Genomic DNA, 18,170 nt, shown 5'->3' with positions numbered 1-18,170 from the left:
CTGAAGAGTTTACTTTCTCGTTATTTGGAGCTTTGTTAACCTTTTGGAACCGCCGTATGCGGACCCGCATGTACGGTGGTGTGAGAGGACGGGGGCTAGCCGCCTCCTCCTACTCGATTCGATGGCGATCACGCGCCAGTCTCAACAAATTGGCTGATACGGTCTCTGATCGAATCCCGTACTTCGCGAAACTTAGCGGCGATCTCGTCTTCCGTCCCCGTTGCTTTCGCGGGATCGTCGAATCCCCAATGCCATTTCACGACGTTTTGATGAGTAATAACGGGGCAATGCTCGTCTGCGTGGCCACATAACGTAATGACGTAGTCGGCGCGATTCAGAATTTCGGGGTCGATAACTTCCGAGGTTTGGCTCGAGATATCGATTCCCGCTTCCTTCATCGTCTCGACAGCCCGAGGATTTAGTCCATGCGCCTCGAGACCGGCGCTTCTAACCTCATAACGATCTCCGCCCAAAACGTTCAAGAAACCGTCGGCGATTTGGCTGCGGCAGGAATTACCCGTGCATAAGAAATAAACGAGCGGTTTTTTATCCATGTGTGCGAGTTCTCCTTTTGTTCTGTTAGATTTTGATCATTTCTATAAAGAGTAACCACAGGTAAAGCCCTACAAGCGTGATGAAAAGGGTAGGAATTGTTAGGATCAAGCCTACTTTAAAGTAATATCCCCAACCGATTTTGACGCCTTTTTGAGCAAGAACATGAAGCCATAACAAGGTAGCGAGCGATCCGATCGGCGTGATCTTCGGACCCAAATCGGATCCGATGACATTGGCGTAAATTAACGACTCCCGAATAACGCCTTCTGTGGCCGTTCCTTTAATCGCCAAGGCATCGATCATGACGGTCGGCAAATTGTTCATGACGGAAGAGAGAATCGCCGCAATAAATCCAGCTCCAACCGTAGATACGAATAAACCTTGTTCGCTCACCCACTGAAAAACCTTGCCGAGTTCGTCAGTCAATCCGACATTTCGTAATCCGTAAACGACCACGTACATCCCGATGGAAAATACGACAACCGTCCATGGAGCACCTTTGACCAGTTTCCAGGTTTGGATCGATTCGCTTTGTCTAGCGAAAATCAGGAATACGATCGCGGCTGCTCCAGCGATCAACGAGACCGGGATATGAATTAATTCGCTCAGCATGTAAGCAACGAGCAGCACCCCAAAAACGATCCAAGAAATCTTAAATAAACGGATATCCTTTATGGCTTCCCTGGGTTCCTTTAGCTGCGTCCTATCATACTTGGTCGGAATGCTCTTCCGATAATAAAGGAGTAGAACCAATAAACTCGCGGCGATAGAGAACACGGTAGGTACTATCATTCGGCTAGCATATTCCATGAAAGAAATGGAAAAGAAGTCGGCGGAAACGATATTCACGAGATTGCTGATGATGAGCGGGAGGGAAGCCGTGTCCGAGATGAACCCGCTGGCCATGATAAACGGCAAGATTAACCGCTCGTCAAGCTTTAATGCCCGAACCATTGCCAGAACGATTGGCGTTAGGATCAGCGCGGCTCCGTCATTGGCGAAGAACGCCGCGACGGCCGCGCCTAACAAAATGACATACACGTACATAAGCCGGCCGTTTCCGCCGGCAAAACGCGCCATGTGCAACGCAGACCATTCAAAAAAACCAATTTCGTCGAGAATTAACGAAATCAGAATGATGGCTACAAACGCGAGCGTGGCGTTCCATACGATTTGGGTCACATCCCAAACATCGGAGAAAGAAACAACCCCGCACGATAGAGCAATGATGGCGCCGGCAGCGGCAGACCAACCTATACTCAATCCTTTTGGCTGCCAAATGACGAATACCAACGTCACGATAAAAACGATTGAAGCATCGCGAGCATGTTGCCTCCTGACTAATCACATGTTAAGTTCGTCCGCGACGCAAGCTTATCTTTCATGGAAGGAAGCTGCTCCATGACGTTTCGCAAGTAAGGTTTGGAATCCGTGTTCAAGGAGTAATAAATCCATTGGCTGCGCCTCGTTTCATTAACAAGCCCTCCGAGCTTCAGCTTTCTGAGATGCTGACTGACATTCGGCTGTGTTGTTTCCAGAATATCGACGATATCGCAAACGCACATTTCTTGTTCTTTCAACAATGCCAGAATCGTTAACCGAGTCTTATCCGAGAGTAATTTCAAGCATTCGGCTATTTCATCGAACGTTTCCATTCGCATGATCTCCTTTCGTCAAACAGATGACTAGCGCGCGACAAAAGCAATATCATTATATACGCATCTAGTTATATAAGTAAATAGCGATATATCGGACAAGTCCATCAAAAAATCGCTTTACAACTAGGCCGCTTTATCATATATTCTAAGCACACCAATTGTTTCTCGAGGGAAACTTTTTTGTTTACGATTAAAATAAATTTTTTTGAACATTATTTTGCGCAGAGGCAAAATTATTGTACTAATTTAACTCGGAGGGGATTGGCAATGTCGATTGATCCAAAGCGCAATGTCTCTAGAAGGAGCATATTGAAAATGGGTGCCGCCGGATTGGCGGGGATCGTAGGAAGCAGCTTTCTGGGCACAGGTTCATTGTTTACGAAGAAGGCTAGCGCAATGGATAAAACGGAAATGCATCACGCGTTACAACATCAAATGAGCCAAGGGATGGCTCATGGTTATGATCCGGGAACGGATTCAACGCCAGGACTGGAAGCTGCGGTGAAGGCGCTTACCGCCTTCGATTACGGGACTGTAAGTAAATCGCCGGATGGCAAGACCATTCGGGAATATCATATACAGGCGTGGGATGCGGAAGTGGAAATCGCGAAGGGCATCAAGTTTCCGGGATGGACATTCAACGGTTCGATACCTGGGCCGACCTTACGATGTACGGAAGGCGACATGATCCGAATTATTTTCGGCAACGGTTCGGCTCATCCGCATTCCATCCATCTCCACGGCATCCATCCAACGAATATGGACGGATTGGAGCCGGTACCAACCGGAAACACGTTTACTTATGAATTCGAAGCTAAACCTGCCGGACTACATCCTTATCATTGTCACGTACCGCCATTAGCAAGGCATATTCACAAGGGCTTGTACGGTCATATGATTGTCGATCCCATAAAACCGCGCAAACAAGCAAAAGAGTTCAGCATGGTGATGAACGGATTTGACCTGGATTTGGATGGCGAGAATGAAGTGTACACCGTGAACGGTTACGCGTTCGCTTACCAATCGAGGCCGCTTAAAGTAAGGATCGGAGAACTGGTTCGAATTTATATAAGCAACTTAACGGAATTCGATCCGATCAATTCATTCCATCTGCATGCCAATTTCTTTCATTATTACCCGACGGGAGCGGATCCTGACGCACGGCCGTTTTTTACGGATACGATTATGCAGTGCCAGGGTGAGAGGGGGATTATCGAGATTACGTTCCCAGCGGCAGGCAAATATATGTTTCATGCCCATCAGAGCGAGTTTACGGAGCTTGGTTGGATGGGATTTTTCGAAGTCGAGTAAAGAGAGGAGGTAAGTATGGTGCAGATTCAACCCATCCAAACGAAACAAAATAAAGGCATGTTATGGTTACTCGGCTTATTGCCGCTGCTCCTCTTGATTGGCATGATCTCTATGCTCAGCAACTGGGGAACGGGAGTGGAAGAGCAACAAGCTGCTCCGATCGAAGTTTTGAATATCGAACGTATTGTACTGACGGATGATGGCTTTGAAGTGCGTGTTTTGAATTCGGGACCCGAACCTTTGACGATTGCGCAGGTTGTGGTCGACGGATCGTTTTGGAATGCGTCTTACGCGCCAAGCTCAACGATTGAGCGGTTCGGAGCCGCTACAGCCTATATCCCTTATCCATGGGTTGAAGGCGATCCGCATGAAATTAAGTTCATTACAGAAAACGGTTTGATCTTTGTCGGAGAAGTACCGGCAGCCATCAAAACGCCGTCTGCGGATGGCAATCGGTTTTTGCAATATTCTTTGATCGGAATCTACGTTGGCGTTATCCCAGTCGGTCTCGGATTGCTGTGGTATCCTTTTATGCGGCGTTTTCCTTCGAAAGGGATTCAGGCAGTCCTTGCATTTACTGTAGGATTGTTGTTCTTTCTTGCCATCGACACGATTCAAGAGGGATTGGAGCTCGGAGCGGAGGCGCCCGGCGTATTTCAAGGGACGGGACTCGTATGGTTTGGGGCTGTGCTGAGCTTTTTGTTTCTATTGGCAGTCGATCAAACCCAATCCAAGAAGAGCACGGTCGCTGGCGATTATGGCAAACAAGTTTCCTTCAAAATAGCAGGAGGGATCGGCCTCCATAATCTCGGCGAAGGCCTTGCGATCGGTGCGGCCTTTGCCGCTGGCGAGGCGGCGCTGGGGACATTTCTAATTATCGGCTTTACGCTTCATAATATTACGGAAGGCATCGGAATTGCGGCTCCGCTTCTGAAAACTAATCCAACGCTCAAAACTTTTGTTGCATTAGCGGTGTTGGGGGGAGCGCCGGCAATTATCGGTACATGGATAGGCGGATTCGTATTTAATCAAACCTTGGCGGCTATGTTCTTCGGAATCGGAGCAGGGGCAATCATTCAAGTCATATTCGCGATTGCCAGAATGATCGTTCGGGATGCCAAAGCGGATGGCAAAGCCACCGTATCATGGCTTAATTTCGGCGGGGTCACGCTCGGGATCCTGTTGATGTACGTCACCGCATTGTTGGTCAATTTCTAATGAACGAAAGGGGAGATGGAGATGCCAATGAATATAGGTGTCACGGGAATCGTATTAATTGTCATTCTGGGACTGCTCCTGTTCGGACCCTCCAAATTGCCGCAGCTCGGCAAAGCGATCGGCGCAACCTTATCCGAGTTTAAGCGAGGAGCCAAGGGATTGGTGGAGACGGAGGATAAGGCCGAGAAACAGAAGGATGTCGTATAAAATAGCCTGCGTTTCGGAAGATAGGTTAACCAATGCCAATGGTTGACCTATCTTTTGTTTTTTGCGAAGCGCTTGAGACGAGTCCGAACCAATGTTAATGTTTACAGTAGCGGGCTATGGGAAAGGAATGAAGATTCATGAAATGTATTGTCATCGGAGGAGGAATTCTAGGGGCATCTACAGCCTATCATTTAGCGAAACGAGGAGCGGAAGTCCTTCTTGTCGACCGCAAAGATATAGGACAAGCCACGGATGCCGCCGCCGGCATTATATGCCCCTGGCTATCTCAGCGGCGCAATCAGGCTTGGTACCGGTTGGCAAAGGCCGGCGCGAGATTTTATGGTGAATTGATTGAAGAATTAAATAGGGAAGGGGAAAAAGAAACAGGATATGCTCAAGTTGGTGCATTGAATCTTCATCATGATTTGGAGAAAATCGTTCAGATGGAGGAGCGTGCTCATCTTCGAAGGGCGGATGCGCCGGAAATCGGCGAAATTACAAGATGTGACGAGAAAGAAACCCGCGAGCTTTTTCCATTGTTAGCGGAAGGATATCATGCCGTTCGGATTAGCGGAGCCGCCCGCGTAGACGGCCGCGCGCTGCGAGACGCGCTGATCCGATCCGCTCAAAGGCACGGGGCGGATTATAGGAATGGGAACGCAACACTTACATATTGTTCGAACCGAATAACAGGCATCACGGTCGGGGAGAGCAGCTTCTCGGCGGATAAAATCATCGTTTGCGCGGGCGCTTGGGCAGCTCAGCTGCTGCAGCCGCTCGGCTTACGTTTTCAGGTAAGTTATCAGAAGGCTCAGATCATGCATGTACAGGTTCATCAAGAAGAGGATACGAACGCCTGGCCTGTCATCGTCCCGCCGTCCGATCAATATCTGCTCGCGTTTGATCAACGGAAGATTGTGATCGGGGCGACGCATGAAAACCTGACCGAAGGCTACGATACGAGGATCACGGCTGGCGGAATGCAGGAAATTTTAAATAAAGGAATGGCTGTGGCGCCTGGTTTGGCAAATAGCACGTTTCAGGAAACACGAGTCGGTTTTCGTCCGTTTACGCCCGGGTTTCTTCCGGTGATCGGCGAAGTTCCCGGCTGGGAAAACCTCCTAACGGCAAACGGTCTCGGAGCCTCGGGATTAACGGTTGGTCCTTACATAGGTGAGCAATTGGCCAAGCTGGCGCTCGGGCTGGAGCTGGATATCGACATCAACGATTATGATCTTCGAATTGCGATAAACAGGGATTAATGAGCATTGTAATGAGCATTGTTGCGGGCAGGAGAATGCCAAGCGATTAGAGAATTAACAGCAATAATAAAGCAGTGAAGAAAGGGGTTGCCGACAATGGAAGTATCTGATTACAAGGAGTTCGTAGAATTAGTTGGGCAATATAAGATTTTTCCTTTTTCCGGTTTTGTTCCCGACTATCCATCCCTGACGGCGGTAACGGCCGAAACGCTTTGGCACACCGGAGCCGATACCGACCCGTGGCAATGGCGGGTAAGAATCGTTCAAGACGGTATTGCTGCTTATGGCAAATTTTTCGGGGATAAAGCGTGTTTCATCTATAAAGATCAATTCCCCATGGTCAAAACGATCCTTACCCGCAACAAAACGGTGGAAGCACGTTATGCGGATGGTCAACTTTCTAGAACCGCCCGTCATATCTATCAGGTGTTGACGGAGCATGGTAATCTCGATTCGCGAAGTTTGCGCGAGACGACCGGTCTGCAAGCCAAAGAAGATAAAAAAGAGTATGAAAAAGCGCTAGTCGAACTTCAAAATAGCGGAGATGTCGTCATCACCGGGGCAAAAGCAAGCGAAAATGATTCGGGATGGAACAGCATGTGTTACGAGCCGTCGGACATTTGGCTCCGTTCGGCGATTAATGGTAACGGCGAAATGTCCGTCGAGGATGCCAAATCGTTGTTGCGGACGGAATTAGCTCGAACCTGTTCGGAAAAAGCTTTGGCGTTTTTTTCTAAAAAGTTGAAACTGGAGGCTTTGCAATGAGTCAACGTTATCGATTAACAAGGGAGTTTCAAGAGGATATTTCGGAGAAAAACATTTCGTTGGATGAGTGCAAACACTATTTTGCATCCAAGCCCGATTTTGAATACGCAACGTCATTTACCGTGACGGGGCCTGGCAGTACGATGACCATCGACGGAGATTTCTTTATGTGGAGCTACGGCGACCTAAAGATTCCATTCCGGCATTATATGGGCGATCTATACGTAGCCATTACCAATGAAGCGGTGATCCCCAAAATGATTGAAGTTGCGAGCGAATTAAGGGCGGACGTGACAGAAGGGTAAAACCTTTTTGGCGCCCTAGGCGTCGATGCAGCAGTGCAAATCTTTGACTCGGAGGTCTTCGGACGATGAAACACTCGAACGAAACGATCAATACGGCGACCATACCGGTCCCCAAGCTGGAAGAGGATTGTTATGACTGGTGGGAGCGGCATGAACAGGTGCTTCGGGAGCAGGCAGCGATCAATCCCGAGATCGTATTAATCGGCGATTCCATCACTCATTTCTGGGGCGGCGAGCCTCGCACGAACGGGATTCAAGTGGCGACCGATTCGTGGAACGCGGTTTTTGCCCCTTATCGGGTGCTGAATTTAGGATTCGGATGGGACCGCACGCAAAATGTGCTCTGGCGGCTTGATCACGGCGAGATGAAGGAGCTTTCCCCGCGAACCGTCGTTATCATGATCGGCACCAACAATACGAGCGAAACCGAGAACGCTCGGGCGAATGGGGCGGAGGAGATCGCGGAAGGGCTGAAGGCGATTTGCGACAGGGTAGAAACGTTGGCTCCGCAAGCGCAAATCATCGTCATGGCCGTCCTTCCGCGGGAACAACATCTGGATCATCCTCGTCGAGAGCTGATCCAACAGATTAATGTTCGTTATACGGAAATTGCGAAAGAACGCCATTATCGGTTCGTCGATATAGGTCCTCGGTTATTGGAAACGGATGGTACGTTGTCCGCGCAAACGGCGCCGGATTTCTGCCATTTGTCCGAACAAGGGTACCGGCGATGGGCAGAAGCGCTTCGTCCGCTGCTGTAAAGCAGGGGACGAAGCTTTATTTTATTCCACGGGTTTTCCGTTTATATAATAGCTGTCTTCTCGATAAGCATGGAAGACGATTTCAACATCCGGGATCCCCAATTGCAATACCGTGTGGGTGACGGCTTCGGCAAAACGGTTGCGAGCTTGTTTCCCGCGATCGAACCAGCCAACCTCGACAAAGGCAAAAGCAGGATCGTCTGAGCCGTCTCCGAATACACTTGTCGCATTGATAACGTTCATCGTAAAGTTATCGGTGCCACAATCGCATATGGCTGCAAGCTCCTCTGCCAACGAAACGGCCGCAGACTTTAGCCTCTCGGCAGGGACGCCTCGGAATACTAGATGGGGCATGAATGAAGTACCTCCCATAAAAATGAATGGTATATTTTTTAAGTAGTATAACATAACGGAGAAATCGGTTGAATCCGGTGGAGACGCCTCTGATCGCAACTATACTTGCTGGGGCAAGAAAGAAATAATCTCACCGTCATCAGGAACGATCGCAGCATGCTCAAGGCGATGCTCCTTCAGAAATGCTCGTAGATGCTGACGTTTGAATGTGCAATGGCTAATGGCATCCATATGAACGGCTACGATTTTCGTTGTTGGGGACAATTGCGCAATATGTACGATATCTTCGGCGGTCATTGTAATAATGGTCCCTAACAACATCTGTGCGCGAGGCGTATTCAAGATCGCAATATCCGGTTTCGTTTCTCGGAATACATCTCCTATGGCGGGAGTGTAAATGCAGTCGCCGACGATGTAAATGGAACCGTCCGCTGGCGTGCTTAATAGAAATCCGGAAACGGGGCCGAGCAGCTTGGCAACAATCCCTTGAGCATGCTGCCCTTTTATCCGTTTCATCTGAATGCCAAACCATTCGAACGAATCATGAATCACATGTATGTTGAGGAAACCGGCGCTTTGTAAGAACGCTCGATCCTCCGGTTGGCAAAAAATAGGGACTCTCTTGCTAAGAAAGGAGATCGCTTTTTTGTCCAAATGATCAAAATGCCGATGGGTCAACACTACCGCATCCATTGCTTCAAATAATTGCAGTGGGACAGGAAGCGGTGTTATCGGATTTCTGCGAAGCGAACGAGTGAATGGAACGGGCGGAAGCTCGCCTACATCACTTAACATGGGATCGACGAGTATTCGTTTGCCGTTTAAAGTTAAGATGGATGTAGCATTTCGAATATGTTGAATCGTAATAGGCATCGATACAACTCCTTTTTTTAGTACCGACCGGTCTGTTTTAAATTAACATAGACATTACCATTCTGCAAGCAGTATAATTTTTTTAAGACCAAACGGTATTTTTTTTGAGATGGAGGTATTTATGATGCGGAAGGGTCAAATGACGAAAGAACATATCATTCGCGAGTCTGCCGGTTTATTTAATACAAAGGGTTATATCGGGGCGTCTCTTTCTGACATTATGGATCGTTGCGGGATAGGCAAGGGAGGAATTTACAACCATTTTGAAAACAAGGACGAGATTGCCCTCGCGGCTTTTGATTATTCGTTTTCACAAATTAGATTGCTTCTTTCCAAAGAACTGCAAGTCGCCGCTGACTCGAAACAGAAATTGCAGGCTATATGCAAAGTATACGTTGAGATGATTGAAAGCAATGTATTGGAGGGCGGTTGTCCGTTATTAAATACGGCGATTGAAAGCGATGACGGACACCCTGTACTTAAAGAAAGAGCTCAACATGCAATGAAAATCCTGTTCGAACAGTTAACTAAAATCATCAATGAAGGGATTCAAAATAAGGAGTTCAGAAGCGATATAGATCCCGAGGAGGTCTGCAGCTACATAATTGCGGTGATTGAAGGAGGGATTATGTTAAGCAAGTTATTTGATGATAGCAAGTACATTCGACATTGTTCGAGTAATGTTATGAAATATGTTGATCATGAAATGATGAATATATAAAAAGTTTCTAGAAAACATCTTATCCATACTTCACAAACATACTGCAAACGAAAAAGGAGCAGACTGCTTAATTGCACCTGCTCCTTCGTTTGTTGTTTTTCGAAATACGATTGTTAGATATCAAGTTTGCGGGTACTGATCCATTTCACCATTTCGGGATCGTTATGCGAAAAGAACAGGCTCTGTTTCGTATCTAACGCAGCAATCGACTCCATATCCTCTTGGATTAATTCAAAATCAAAAATATTGAAGTTTTCAACAATCCGTTCTTTACGAACGGACTTTGGAATGACAACCACATCTCTTTGCGCCAACCAACGTAAAACGACCTGAGCTACGGACTTATTATACTTTTCTGCAATGGATACTAAAACTTCATTTTGGAACAAGTTATTTTTCCCTTCGGCAAAAGGCGCCCAGGACTGGATCTGAACATTGTTTTCCTTCATGAATTTGGCATTTTCGATTTGCTGGTTGAAAGGATGCGTTTCGACCTGGTTTACGGCAGGAACGACTTCATTATGAATAATCAAATCGATCAGTCGATCCGGCTGAAAGTTACTAACGCCAATCGCACGGACTTTGCCTTCCCGATACAATTCCTCCATTGCGCGCCAAGAGCCGTGTACATCGCCGAATGGCTGATGAATTAAATACAAATCCAAGTAATCCAACTGCAATCTTGCCAGTGATTTTTCAAATGCTTTTTTCGTGCTCTCATAACCGGCATCCTGCACCCAAAGCTTCGTCGTGATAAACAATTCCTCTCTTGCCACGCCGCTCCGTTTGATGGCTTTCCCAACCGCTTCTTCATTTAGATAAGAGGCAGCAGTATCAATTAGCCGATAGCCTGCCATAATCGCGTCATAAACGCTTTGTTCACATTCAGTTTGATCTGCGATCTGAAAAACACCAAAGCCGAGCAGAGGCATCTCAACACCATTGTTCAAAATGACTTTTTGCATATTATATCCTCCAGTTTATATTCATATTGACATCCTTATTATGCACCAGATGACGAAGCGACCGTTATCACATTCATGCCAAATGCTTGCCTAATTCTCTCCCTATCAAATGTCATTGCGTAAAAGCGGTGATGAGCGGATCAGGCAATCATTCGAGAAGAATGGGATATCGGTCTCTTTTTCATTTGCCGCATAATAGGCATATGCGCAACGTGGAAAGGAGGCTTAAGTTGTACACACGGCTTAATAAATTGTTTGCAATCAAGGGATATCGTTTATTTGTCATATGCGTTCTGTTGGTCGGTACCGGAATTTCGATTACACTCCCGTACTTAGCTCTTTATTGTATGGAGGATTTGGGATTCAGCGCGGGAGCCTTTGGCGCTCTCACGGCTGTGAGTTCATTAAGCGGCGTGGTGGCGAACTCATTCATTGGTAAACATTCGGATCGCGGGTTGGACCGGAAATTAATGATTATATTGGCCACGGTTTCATCTGCATTGGGTTATGTTTCATATTTAGTGTTTGATCACTTTTTGATATTGCTTATTATCGTTAGTTTTTTTGGAGGCATAGGAGCTGCCGCCATGCCGCAAATTTATGCCTATGCGCAGGATTCAGCAAATGAAAGCAACTCCGATGACAAGACGTTTGCGATGTCTATATTGCGTTCGCTTGTTTCGCTCGGATTCCTGGTAGGACCTCTTTTCGGGGCAATCATGTTGGGAACTGTTGGATACAAGGGACTCTTTCTGGGTACTTCCGCCATTTTTCTTACAATCGCAGCTCTTGTATTTCTTTTTCTACCTAAAAAAAGAGCAGTTCAAAAAAAGAGACCAGACACAGGCGCAACTTCACTCAACCGCAGGCAGATCTGGTATCCGATGATTGCCATCACTTTTCTATTTGCGGTCAATGCCATAAACGGAATCGTCACGCCATTGTTTATTGTAAACGAGCTTCAAGGCACGCATACGGATGTCGGATTGGTTGTTAGTATATGCGCCGGTTTGGAGATTCCCATTATGTTTGCGCTAGGAGCCCTGGGCAGAAAAATATCGAACCATTTATTGATGATCAGCGCCTGCTTTATTGCAATCATTTACAATATCATTTTAAGTGTTTCTACAGATTCCTGGCAGCTGATCGCAGCACAGCTCCTGCAGGCAGCGTTTGTCGCTATTGTTATGGGCAATGGACTTAGTTATTTCACGGAGCTGCTTCCAAACTCTCCTGGCATGTCCACTACGCTGTATTATAACGGATCCATTATTGGAAGGTTAGTAGGAAATTTAGGCGGCGGTCTCATTGCTCAGTTTGCAGGGTTGCGCGACGTTTATTGGGTATGTCTGGCAATTGCGTTGATCTCGTTTATTATTTTATGGAAGATAAGACCCCATAAGGATTTGGTCGGTTGACAGGGTATTGTCTTCGTATTTCTCCTTTATTTGTTTGATGTCTGCTTTCGGAGGAGAACCGAACATCCGCGCATATTCGCGGCTAAATTGCGATGCGCTCTCATAGCCTACGCGGAATGCAACGTCAGCGGCATCCGCAGACTCGGATATTAATAAGCGACGGGCCTCTTGTAATCGAATTTGTTTTTGGAACTGAATCGGGCTCATTGCGGTGACATCTTTAAAGACTCGATGGAACGTGGATATACCCATATTAGCCGTATCTGCAAGCTCTTCAATTCGTAAGGGCTTATCAAAGTTCTTAATGATTTGATCGATCCCTTCCTGAATGCGAAATGAACTGCTTCCTTCCAATGCGATTTGGGCCAACGCAACGCCATACTGACCATGCAGAAGTCTATACAGAACCTCCTTTATATAAATAGGCGCGAGATAGGGCAGATCTTTGGGATTATCCAATAAACGAACTAATCGGAGAGTTGCGTCTAATAAAGTAGACTCGATTTGTCCGACAAACAGAGCTCGTTTAACGTTTTCTTTCGCCGTTATTTGAAATTCCGAATCATTTAATACCTCTAAAATCTGATTCTGTGTAACCTCAAGTTTTAAGCTCAAATACGGATTATCATTGGATGCTTTAATGACCTGGCCAACTACAGGCAAATTCATCGATGAGATGAGATAATCCGCGGGTCCATACTCAAAGCGCTCCTGCGCCAGCCAAACTTCTTTTAATCCTTGAGCAATGAAGCAGTACGATGGTTTGTATACTCTGTAGCCCGGCTCGGTCAAGTCGGAGTAACGAATAAAAAATAAGGACGGGATAGCGGTTTGAATGACTCCGTCTTGAACCGTATGACGCTCGATCAGATTAGCGAGTTCATTTTGTTGAACCTGTATGTCTTCTGCCATAGGATCCTCCTTGAATCGATTCGTTTTATCATTGTTCAAAGTATAGAACATTTATACCCTGATCGTCAGCAGCAGCGAGAGAATTAGGCAAGCATTAGAGACGATTGAGATAACGGTCAGATTCGGTTTACATCCAAAATAAAGTTAAGTTCTCTGACAGTAGAAGAAAGGGGAAGCTTTTTGAATCCAAAAATGTTATTCAAGCTGGTCATTGATGTAACGATGACTTTTCTTATGTTTGCAGCCATGGCTTATCAGATCACTGGAATTCTAATCCATGAAGTGGTTGGAGTCGTTCTACTTGTTTTCTTTATTGTCCATAACCTATTAAACCGTCGGTGGTATAAGACGATTCGGAAAGGAACTTACGATTTTCGGCGCATGCTGAGTATTACGGTCAATCTGTTATTCCTTGTATCCATGTCTGCAGTGATGGTCAGTTCCGTGCCGATTTCCCGCGAAATTTTCGCCTTTATTCCTATAAATAACGACATGATTTTCTTGCAGATCCATGTCATGACCTCGTATTGGGGATTTATCGTCATGGCTATTCACATCGGAATGTCCTGGGGAACGATTATCAATGCCATGCGAAGAATGACTGGTATAACTGCACCAAGCCGAGTCCGAACCATTTCGTTGCGCGCCATGGCAGTATTCATTGTCGTTTATGGCGTTCAGACTTCCTTTGAAAGAAATCTAGGTTCCAAACTCTTCGTATACGATCCATTCGGATCCTGGAATTTCAATGAATCCAGTATCAACTTTGTAATGGATCACCTAACCGTAATGGGAATTTATATCTGCGGGACTCATTATGCCCTGAAATTTGTACAGAAGCAGAAAAAACGCATGGAGTGACTGATATTTATTGAAGGAGGAAGACCGTATGAAAAAAACCTATTTACTCTTCGCAATCGTAATTGCAACCATATTATCAGGATGCGGAACGGGAAGCGGTGCCAATGAAATGAACATGACCAGCCAAACATCACCAGAACAACCAACGGGTAATGACAGTGCGATTGTAGACCTTCCTGAAAATTATACCGATGGTGTAATCTACACGACGGTTAATCGCGGGAATGCCCATGAGAAGCTCTACGCGAGTCCGGAAACGATCGAAGCGGTACAGAACGGCGAACCGATTCCGCAAGGCACGGTATTAACACTTGAAATCTATAGGGATGAAGTGTTATCGGATATTTTCGTCATGGAAAAGCGCTTAGACTGGGGAGATCAACCTGCCGAAGAGCAAAATGGAGATTGGCGATTCCAGGCTTACAATGCAGACCAATCGTTAAATACTCAAAGGGATGTCGCTAGCTGCATATCTTGCCATGCATCGCAGGAACGGGATGATTTTGTCTACACGTTTGATGAGATGAAGACGTTCCAACTCGAGGATTTTACAGGAGCAATTGAAGACACAACGAGCTCAGCAATTGACGAATCGAAGATCAATGCATTACCCGATTATCTCGTCAGCATAACGAACGTTGATGAAACCGCTTAGAGATTTCCTCTGGGACGAGTTCCGGATCGAGGTACCCGATGAGACCAAAAAGCTTCGGCATAATTGTGCCGAGGCTTTTTTATACGTAGTCGAGGAGCCAACTGGGGCATACTATCAAAAGTTTACATACATAACTGACTGACCGTTTTTATTTGCGTTTAAAAAAGTCGTTGACAGGACACCAAATGGTGACATATAATCAAAACGTCACCAAATGGTGTCCAATTTGCGAATCAATGGAGTTATTTAGGAGAGGGTGTTGTGAGCGATAACAACCAGAACCGAGACGTGTTTGACGCGATTGCAGATCCAACTAGGCGCCAACTGATCGGTTTGTTGGCTGGAGCGCAAGAGTTGCCGCTTCATGAGTTAACGGCACAGTTCCAAATGGGCCGGACAGCGGTATCCAAACATTTGACAATACTTAAAGAGGCTGGACTGGTAATTGACCGGAAAGTCGGCAGAGAAACGCGATTTAGGTTAAATGCCGCTCCACTTAGGGAAATTCAAGATTGGGTGGCTTACTACAGCAAGTTCTGGAGCATGAATATGTTGCGCCTCAGCCAACTATTAGAGGAGGAAGATGAATGAGTTTAAAATTGGAATTGGATTTTCAGTACACGACAACGATCGAGAAGCTGTGGTCCGCCGTAACCGATTCAAATAAACTTGCCAAGTGGGTCTTGGAAAATGATTTCAAGCTCGAAGTCGGCCACCGTTTTCAGTTTCGCGCAGAGCCGAATGAATATTGGGATGGCGTCATTGACGGCGAAGTGCTGGTCGTGGACCCGCCAACGCATTTGTCCTATACTTGGGCCGTCGGCGAGGAGAAGCACACGGTCAACTGGACGTTGTAGGATTTAGGGGATGGAAAGGTTAACCTTCATCTTGATCAAACCGGATTCTCTAATGTTCATGGTCTTGAAGGCGCTAGACATGGATGGAGCGCATGGTGCGGCGAGCTGGAGAAGCTGTTGGCGCAATAATGCCTGAATCCAAATAAACCGGCTGCATATCATTTGCGGCCGTTTTGTGCCGTCGTCCGGAGCTCGGTTCTCATGGTACAATATGGATTGGAGTAGAAAATAACATGATCGGAAGGATGTTAGCATGAGCGATTCGAATCAGCAGCATATCGTCATCTCGGGCGCGAGGGAAAACAATCTCAAAAACGTATCCTTGCGCATCCCCAAGCGGAAAATCACGATCTTCACCGGGGTATCCGGATCCGGCAAGTCATCGATCGTCTTCGATACGATCGCGGCAGAATCCACGCGGTTGCTGAACGAGAACTTCAGCATGTTCGTGCGTACGTTCCTGCCCCGCGTCCCGCAACCGGATACGGATGCGATCGAGAATCTGAGCATGGCCGTGATCGTGGATCAGAAGCGGCTGGGCGGCGGTTCCCATTCCACGATGGGAACGATTACCGATATTTCTCCGATTCTCCGTCTTCTTTTCTCGCGAGTAGGCCAGCCCCATGTTGGTCCCGTAAACTCGTTCTCATTCAACGATCCGCAAGGCATGTGTCCCGAGTGCAACGGCATCGGCCGCCGATTGGGCGTCGACATGAGCAAGGCGGTAGACATGTCCAAATCGCTGAACGAAGGAGCTATCATGCTTCCGGGTTATGCGGTGAACGACTGGGAATGGAATATGATCATGCAGTCGGGCGACTTCGATCCGGACAAAAAACTGAGCCATTTTTCGGCTGAGGAACTGGATGAATTGCTGTATGCCAAGGCCAAGAAGGTTCAAGTGGACTTTGGCGGCAAAGCGATGAACATTACCGTGGAAGGCGTTATCGAGAAGTTTACGAATAAATACATCAAGCAGGATGTAAAAACAAAGTCCGAACGTACGCAAAAAGCCGTCATGCCTTTCATTTCCGAAGGACCATGCACGAGCTGCCGCGGCGCGAGACTTAGTCAAGCCGCGCTCGCCTGCAAGATCAATGGCTATAACATCGCGGAGCTTTCCTCCATGGAGATCGGCCAACTCATTCGCGTCTTGCTGGAAATCGACATGCCCGAGGCTGCGCCGGTCGTCAAATCGCTGTCGGAGCGGCTGCAGCATCTGGTCGATATCGGGCTCGATTACTTGACGTTGGACCGCGAGACGGATACGTTATCCGGCGGCGAGTCGCAGCGCGTCAAGATGGTGAAGCATCTGAGCGGCAGTCTGGTAGACGTCACGTACATCTTCGACGAACCAAGCGTTGGCTTGCACCCCCGCGACGTCCATCGGCTGAACGAATTGCTCCAGAAGCTGCGTGACAAGGGCAATACCGTTATTGTCGTTGAACATGATCCCGATGTGATCAAGGTGGCGGATCATATCGTCGACGTCGGACCTCACGCCGGCAGCCGAGGCGGTACGATCATGTACGAAGGAAGCTTCCAAGGCTTGCTGGAATCGGGTACGCTGACAGGTACCCATATGAAGCGGCCGCTCCAGCTGAAAGATGATTTCAGGAAGGCATCCGGCAAGTTATCCATCAAGGATGCCACGCTGCATAATCTGCGGAACGTGAGCGTCGATATTCCAACGGGAGTGCTGACCGTCGTTACGGGAGTCGCAGGCTCAGGCAAGAGTACGCTCATTAATGAAATATTCCTTGGTCAACATCCGGATGCGATCGTCATCGATCAATCGGCGGTAGGCGTATCGACGCGTTCGAACCCAGCGACCTATACAGGAATTATGGATGATGTTCGCAAAGCGTTCGCATCCGCGAATAAGGTCAATCAAGGGTTATTCAGCTTCAACTCCAAAGGCGCCTGCGAGAACTGCCAAGGACTTGGCGTTTTGTATACGGACCTTGCATTCCTCGATAGCGTGAAGCTGCCCTGCGATGTCTGCGGAGGGAAACGGTTTAAGGAAGAAGTGCTCGAATACAAACTAAATGGCAAGAACATCGCCGAAGTGCTGGAGATGACCGTGGAGCAGGCATTGGAGTTTTTCGAGCTTAAAGAGGTTGTGCGCAAGCTTCAGGCGATGTGCGATGTCGGGCTCACCTATATTACGCTTGGCCAGCCGCTCAGCACGCTCTCGGGCGGGGAATGCCAGCGCATTAAGCTGGCAAGCGAGCTGCATAAGAATGGCAGCATCTATGTCATGGACGAGCCGACGACCGGCCTGCATATGTCGGATATCGGCCAACTGCTCGGAATCATGAACCGCCTCGTCGATGCCGGCAATACGGTGATCGTTATCGAGCACAACCTCGATGTGATCAGCCAAGCGGATTGGATTATCGATATGGGTCCGGACGGAGGCAGCAAGGGCGGCCAGGTCGTGTTCGAGGGCTTGCCTTCACAGATCATTCAATCGAAGCAGTCGATTACGGGCAAATATTTGATGTAATGA

20 protein-coding genes and 1 pseudogene are annotated in these 18,170 nt (G+C 47.4%); 14 read left to right on the top strand and 7 right to left on the bottom strand.

Annotated elements, in window-relative coordinates; genetic code table 11:
• Positions 1–128: 128 nt before the first annotated feature.
• The 3 genes from arsC to RB620_RS28845 are packed head-to-tail and all read right to left on the bottom strand — an operon-like array spanning position 129 to position 2,210.
• Positions 129–554: an arsenate reductase (thioredoxin) gene (gene arsC / locus RB620_RS28855; protein ID WP_308100446.1), complete on the bottom strand. Its 426-nt coding sequence runs from the start codon at positions 552–554 to the stop codon at positions 129–131.
• Positions 555–579: 25 nt separating this feature from the next.
• The gene (locus RB620_RS28850) at positions 580–1,866 is read right to left on the bottom strand and encodes an arsenic transporter (RefSeq protein WP_308100447.1); all 1,287 of its coding nucleotides are present in this window, start codon (positions 1,864–1,866) and stop codon (positions 580–582) included.
• Between the two features lie 29 nt (positions 1,867–1,895).
• Positions 1,896–2,210 carry an ArsR/SmtB family transcription factor gene (locus RB620_RS28845; RefSeq protein ID WP_308100444.1) on the bottom strand — a complete coding sequence of 105 codons (315 nt, stop codon included), beginning with the start codon at positions 2,208–2,210 and terminating at the stop codon, positions 1,896–1,898.
• A gap of 399 nt (positions 2,211–2,609) precedes the next feature.
• On the opposite strand from RB620_RS28845, the gene RB620_RS28840 reads away from it, so the two are divergent.
• From RB620_RS28840 to RB620_RS28810, 7 genes are all read left to right on the top strand, one after another.
• Entirely contained in the window at positions 2,610–3,524 is a 915-nt protein-coding gene (locus tag RB620_RS28840) for a multicopper oxidase domain-containing protein (RefSeq protein ID WP_308100442.1), read from the top strand.
• 15 nt (positions 3,525–3,539) lie between these two features.
• The gene (locus tag RB620_RS28835; protein WP_308100440.1) at positions 3,540–4,742 is read left to right on the top strand and encodes a ZIP family metal transporter; all 1,203 of its coding nucleotides are present in this window, start codon (positions 3,540–3,542) and stop codon (positions 4,740–4,742) included.
• 21 nt (positions 4,743–4,763) lie between these two features.
• A complete protein-coding gene (locus tag RB620_RS28830) occupies positions 4,764–4,949 on the top strand; it encodes a twin-arginine translocase TatA/TatE family subunit (protein WP_308100438.1) in 186 nt (61 codons plus the stop codon).
• A 137-nt stretch (positions 4,950–5,086) separates the two neighbouring features.
• The gene (locus RB620_RS28825; RefSeq protein WP_308100436.1) at positions 5,087–6,211 is read left to right on the top strand and encodes an NAD(P)/FAD-dependent oxidoreductase; all 1,125 of its coding nucleotides are present in this window, start codon (positions 5,087–5,089) and stop codon (positions 6,209–6,211) included.
• A 96-nt stretch (positions 6,212–6,307) separates the two neighbouring features.
• Positions 6,308–6,976: an AlkZ-related protein gene (locus tag RB620_RS28820; RefSeq protein ID WP_308100434.1), complete on the top strand. Its 669-nt coding sequence runs from the start codon at positions 6,308–6,310 to the stop codon at positions 6,974–6,976.
• A complete protein-coding gene (locus tag RB620_RS28815; protein WP_308100432.1) occupies positions 6,973–7,281 on the top strand; it encodes a hypothetical protein in 309 nt (102 codons plus the stop codon). The genes RB620_RS28820 and RB620_RS28815 overlap by 4 nt, the downstream gene beginning before the upstream one ends.
• Before the next feature lie 65 nt (positions 7,282–7,346).
• Positions 7,347–8,042, top strand: a complete 696-nt coding sequence (locus RB620_RS28810) for a GDSL-type esterase/lipase family protein (protein WP_308100430.1) — start codon at positions 7,347–7,349, stop codon at positions 8,040–8,042.
• A gap of 21 nt (positions 8,043–8,063) precedes the next feature.
• Here the strand turns inward: RB620_RS28810 and RB620_RS28805 are convergent, their stop codons facing one another.
• Both RB620_RS28805 and RB620_RS28800 read right to left on the bottom strand, forming a co-directional pair.
• Positions 8,064–8,396, bottom strand: a complete 333-nt coding sequence (locus RB620_RS28805) for a DUF1904 family protein (RefSeq protein ID WP_308100428.1) — start codon at positions 8,394–8,396, stop codon at positions 8,064–8,066.
• 99 nt (positions 8,397–8,495) lie between these two features.
• Positions 8,496–9,269 carry an MBL fold metallo-hydrolase gene (locus tag RB620_RS28800; RefSeq protein ID WP_308100426.1) on the bottom strand — a complete coding sequence of 258 codons (774 nt, stop codon included), beginning with the start codon at positions 9,267–9,269 and terminating at the stop codon, positions 8,496–8,498.
• A gap of 139 nt (positions 9,270–9,408) precedes the next feature.
• Here RB620_RS28800 and RB620_RS28795 point away from each other — a divergent pair, with 139 nt between their 5' ends.
• On the top strand, positions 9,409–9,990 hold the full coding sequence (locus RB620_RS28795) for a TetR/AcrR family transcriptional regulator (protein WP_308100424.1): 582 nt from the start codon (positions 9,409–9,411) through the stop codon (positions 9,988–9,990).
• A gap of 113 nt (positions 9,991–10,103) precedes the next feature.
• Here RB620_RS28795 and RB620_RS28790 read toward each other — a convergent pair whose 3' ends face one another.
• The gene (locus RB620_RS28790; RefSeq protein ID WP_308100423.1) at positions 10,104–10,955 is read right to left on the bottom strand and encodes an aldo/keto reductase; all 852 of its coding nucleotides are present in this window, start codon (positions 10,953–10,955) and stop codon (positions 10,104–10,106) included.
• A gap of 230 nt (positions 10,956–11,185) precedes the next feature.
• Here RB620_RS28790 and RB620_RS28785 point away from each other — a divergent pair, with 230 nt between their 5' ends.
• Positions 11,186–12,373: a sugar efflux transporter gene (locus RB620_RS28785; RefSeq protein WP_308100422.1), complete on the top strand. Its 1,188-nt coding sequence runs from the start codon at positions 11,186–11,188 to the stop codon at positions 12,371–12,373.
• On the opposite strand, the gene RB620_RS28780 is transcribed toward RB620_RS28785, so the two are convergent.
• The gene (locus RB620_RS28780) at positions 12,335–13,285 is read right to left on the bottom strand and encodes an AraC family transcriptional regulator (protein ID WP_308100421.1); all 951 of its coding nucleotides are present in this window, start codon (positions 13,283–13,285) and stop codon (positions 12,335–12,337) included. The two genes, RB620_RS28785 and RB620_RS28780, sit on opposite strands and share 39 nt — an antisense overlap.
• A 180-nt stretch (positions 13,286–13,465) precedes the next feature.
• On the opposite strand from RB620_RS28780, the gene RB620_RS28775 reads away from it, so the two are divergent.
• The 5 genes and pseudogenes from RB620_RS28775 to RB620_RS28755 all read left to right on the top strand — a co-directional run bounded on the left by RB620_RS28775 (position 13,466) and on the right by RB620_RS28755 (position 18,167).
• On the top strand, positions 13,466–14,146 hold the full coding sequence (locus RB620_RS28775; protein WP_308100420.1) for a DUF4405 domain-containing protein: 681 nt from the start codon (positions 13,466–13,468) through the stop codon (positions 14,144–14,146).
• Positions 14,147–14,174: 28 nt separating this feature from the next.
• Positions 14,175–14,801, top strand: a complete 627-nt coding sequence (locus tag RB620_RS28770) for a cytochrome P460 family protein (RefSeq protein ID WP_308100419.1) — start codon at positions 14,175–14,177, stop codon at positions 14,799–14,801.
• A 261-nt stretch (positions 14,802–15,062) separates the two neighbouring features.
• Positions 15,063–15,392, top strand: a complete 330-nt coding sequence (locus RB620_RS28765; protein ID WP_308100418.1) for an ArsR/SmtB family transcription factor — start codon at positions 15,063–15,065, stop codon at positions 15,390–15,392.
• Positions 15,389–15,787 (top strand): annotated as a pseudogene (locus RB620_RS28760) (SRPBCC family protein). Before RB620_RS28765 ends, RB620_RS28760 begins: the two are co-directional and overlap by 4 nt.
• Before the next feature lie 124 nt (positions 15,788–15,911).
• Entirely contained in the window at positions 15,912–18,167 is a 2,256-nt protein-coding gene (locus RB620_RS28755) for an ATP-binding cassette domain-containing protein (RefSeq protein WP_308100417.1), read from the top strand.
• Positions 18,168–18,170 lie beyond the last annotated feature (3 nt).

This window comes from Paenibacillus sp. LHD-117 (genome assembly GCF_030929555.1).
Taxonomy (GTDB): Bacteria; Bacillota; Bacilli; order Paenibacillales; family Paenibacillaceae; genus Pristimantibacillus.
The sequence above is the reverse complement of the archived record's forward strand: the minus strand, read 5'-3'. Positions and strand labels throughout refer to the sequence as shown.

Excerpts from the sequence above, each read along its gene's own strand:
- RB620_RS28755 (WP_308100417.1), top strand. The coding sequence starts at position 15,912 with ATGAGCGATTCGAATCAGCAGCATATCGTCATCTCGGGCGCGAGGGAA.
- RB620_RS28805 (WP_308100428.1), bottom strand. The coding sequence starts at position 8,396 with ATGCCCCATCTAGTATTCCGAGGCGTCCCTGCCGAGAGGCTAAAGTCT.
- RB620_RS28770 (WP_308100419.1), top strand. The coding sequence starts at position 14,175 with ATGAAAAAAACCTATTTACTCTTCGCAATCGTAATTGCAACCATATTA.
- RB620_RS28820 (WP_308100434.1), top strand. The coding sequence starts at position 6,308 with ATGGAAGTATCTGATTACAAGGAGTTCGTAGAATTAGTTGGGCAATAT.
- RB620_RS28780 (WP_308100421.1), bottom strand. The coding sequence starts at position 13,285 with ATGGCAGAAGACATACAGGTTCAACAAAATGAACTCGCTAATCTGATC.
- RB620_RS28790 (WP_308100423.1), bottom strand. The coding sequence starts at position 10,955 with ATGCAAAAAGTCATTTTGAACAATGGTGTTGAGATGCCTCTGCTCGGC.
- RB620_RS28835 (WP_308100440.1), top strand. The coding sequence starts at position 3,540 with ATGGTGCAGATTCAACCCATCCAAACGAAACAAAATAAAGGCATGTTA.
- RB620_RS28795 (WP_308100424.1), top strand. The coding sequence starts at position 9,409 with ATGACGAAAGAACATATCATTCGCGAGTCTGCCGGTTTATTTAATACA.
- RB620_RS28810 (WP_308100430.1), top strand. The coding sequence starts at position 7,347 with ATGAAACACTCGAACGAAACGATCAATACGGCGACCATACCGGTCCCC.
- RB620_RS28815 (WP_308100432.1), top strand. The coding sequence starts at position 6,973 with ATGAGTCAACGTTATCGATTAACAAGGGAGTTTCAAGAGGATATTTCG.
- RB620_RS28840 (WP_308100442.1), top strand. The coding sequence starts at position 2,610 with ATGGATAAAACGGAAATGCATCACGCGTTACAACATCAAATGAGCCAA.
- RB620_RS28830 (WP_308100438.1), top strand. The coding sequence starts at position 4,764 with ATGCCAATGAATATAGGTGTCACGGGAATCGTATTAATTGTCATTCTG.
- RB620_RS28845 (WP_308100444.1), bottom strand. The coding sequence starts at position 2,210 with ATGGAAACGTTCGATGAAATAGCCGAATGCTTGAAATTACTCTCGGAT.
- arsC (WP_308100446.1), bottom strand. The coding sequence starts at position 554 with ATGGATAAAAAACCGCTCGTTTATTTCTTATGCACGGGTAATTCCTGC.
- RB620_RS28800 (WP_308100426.1), bottom strand. The coding sequence starts at position 9,269 with ATGCCTATTACGATTCAACATATTCGAAATGCTACATCCATCTTAACT.
- RB620_RS28825 (WP_308100436.1), top strand. The coding sequence starts at position 5,087 with ATGAAATGTATTGTCATCGGAGGAGGAATTCTAGGGGCATCTACAGCC.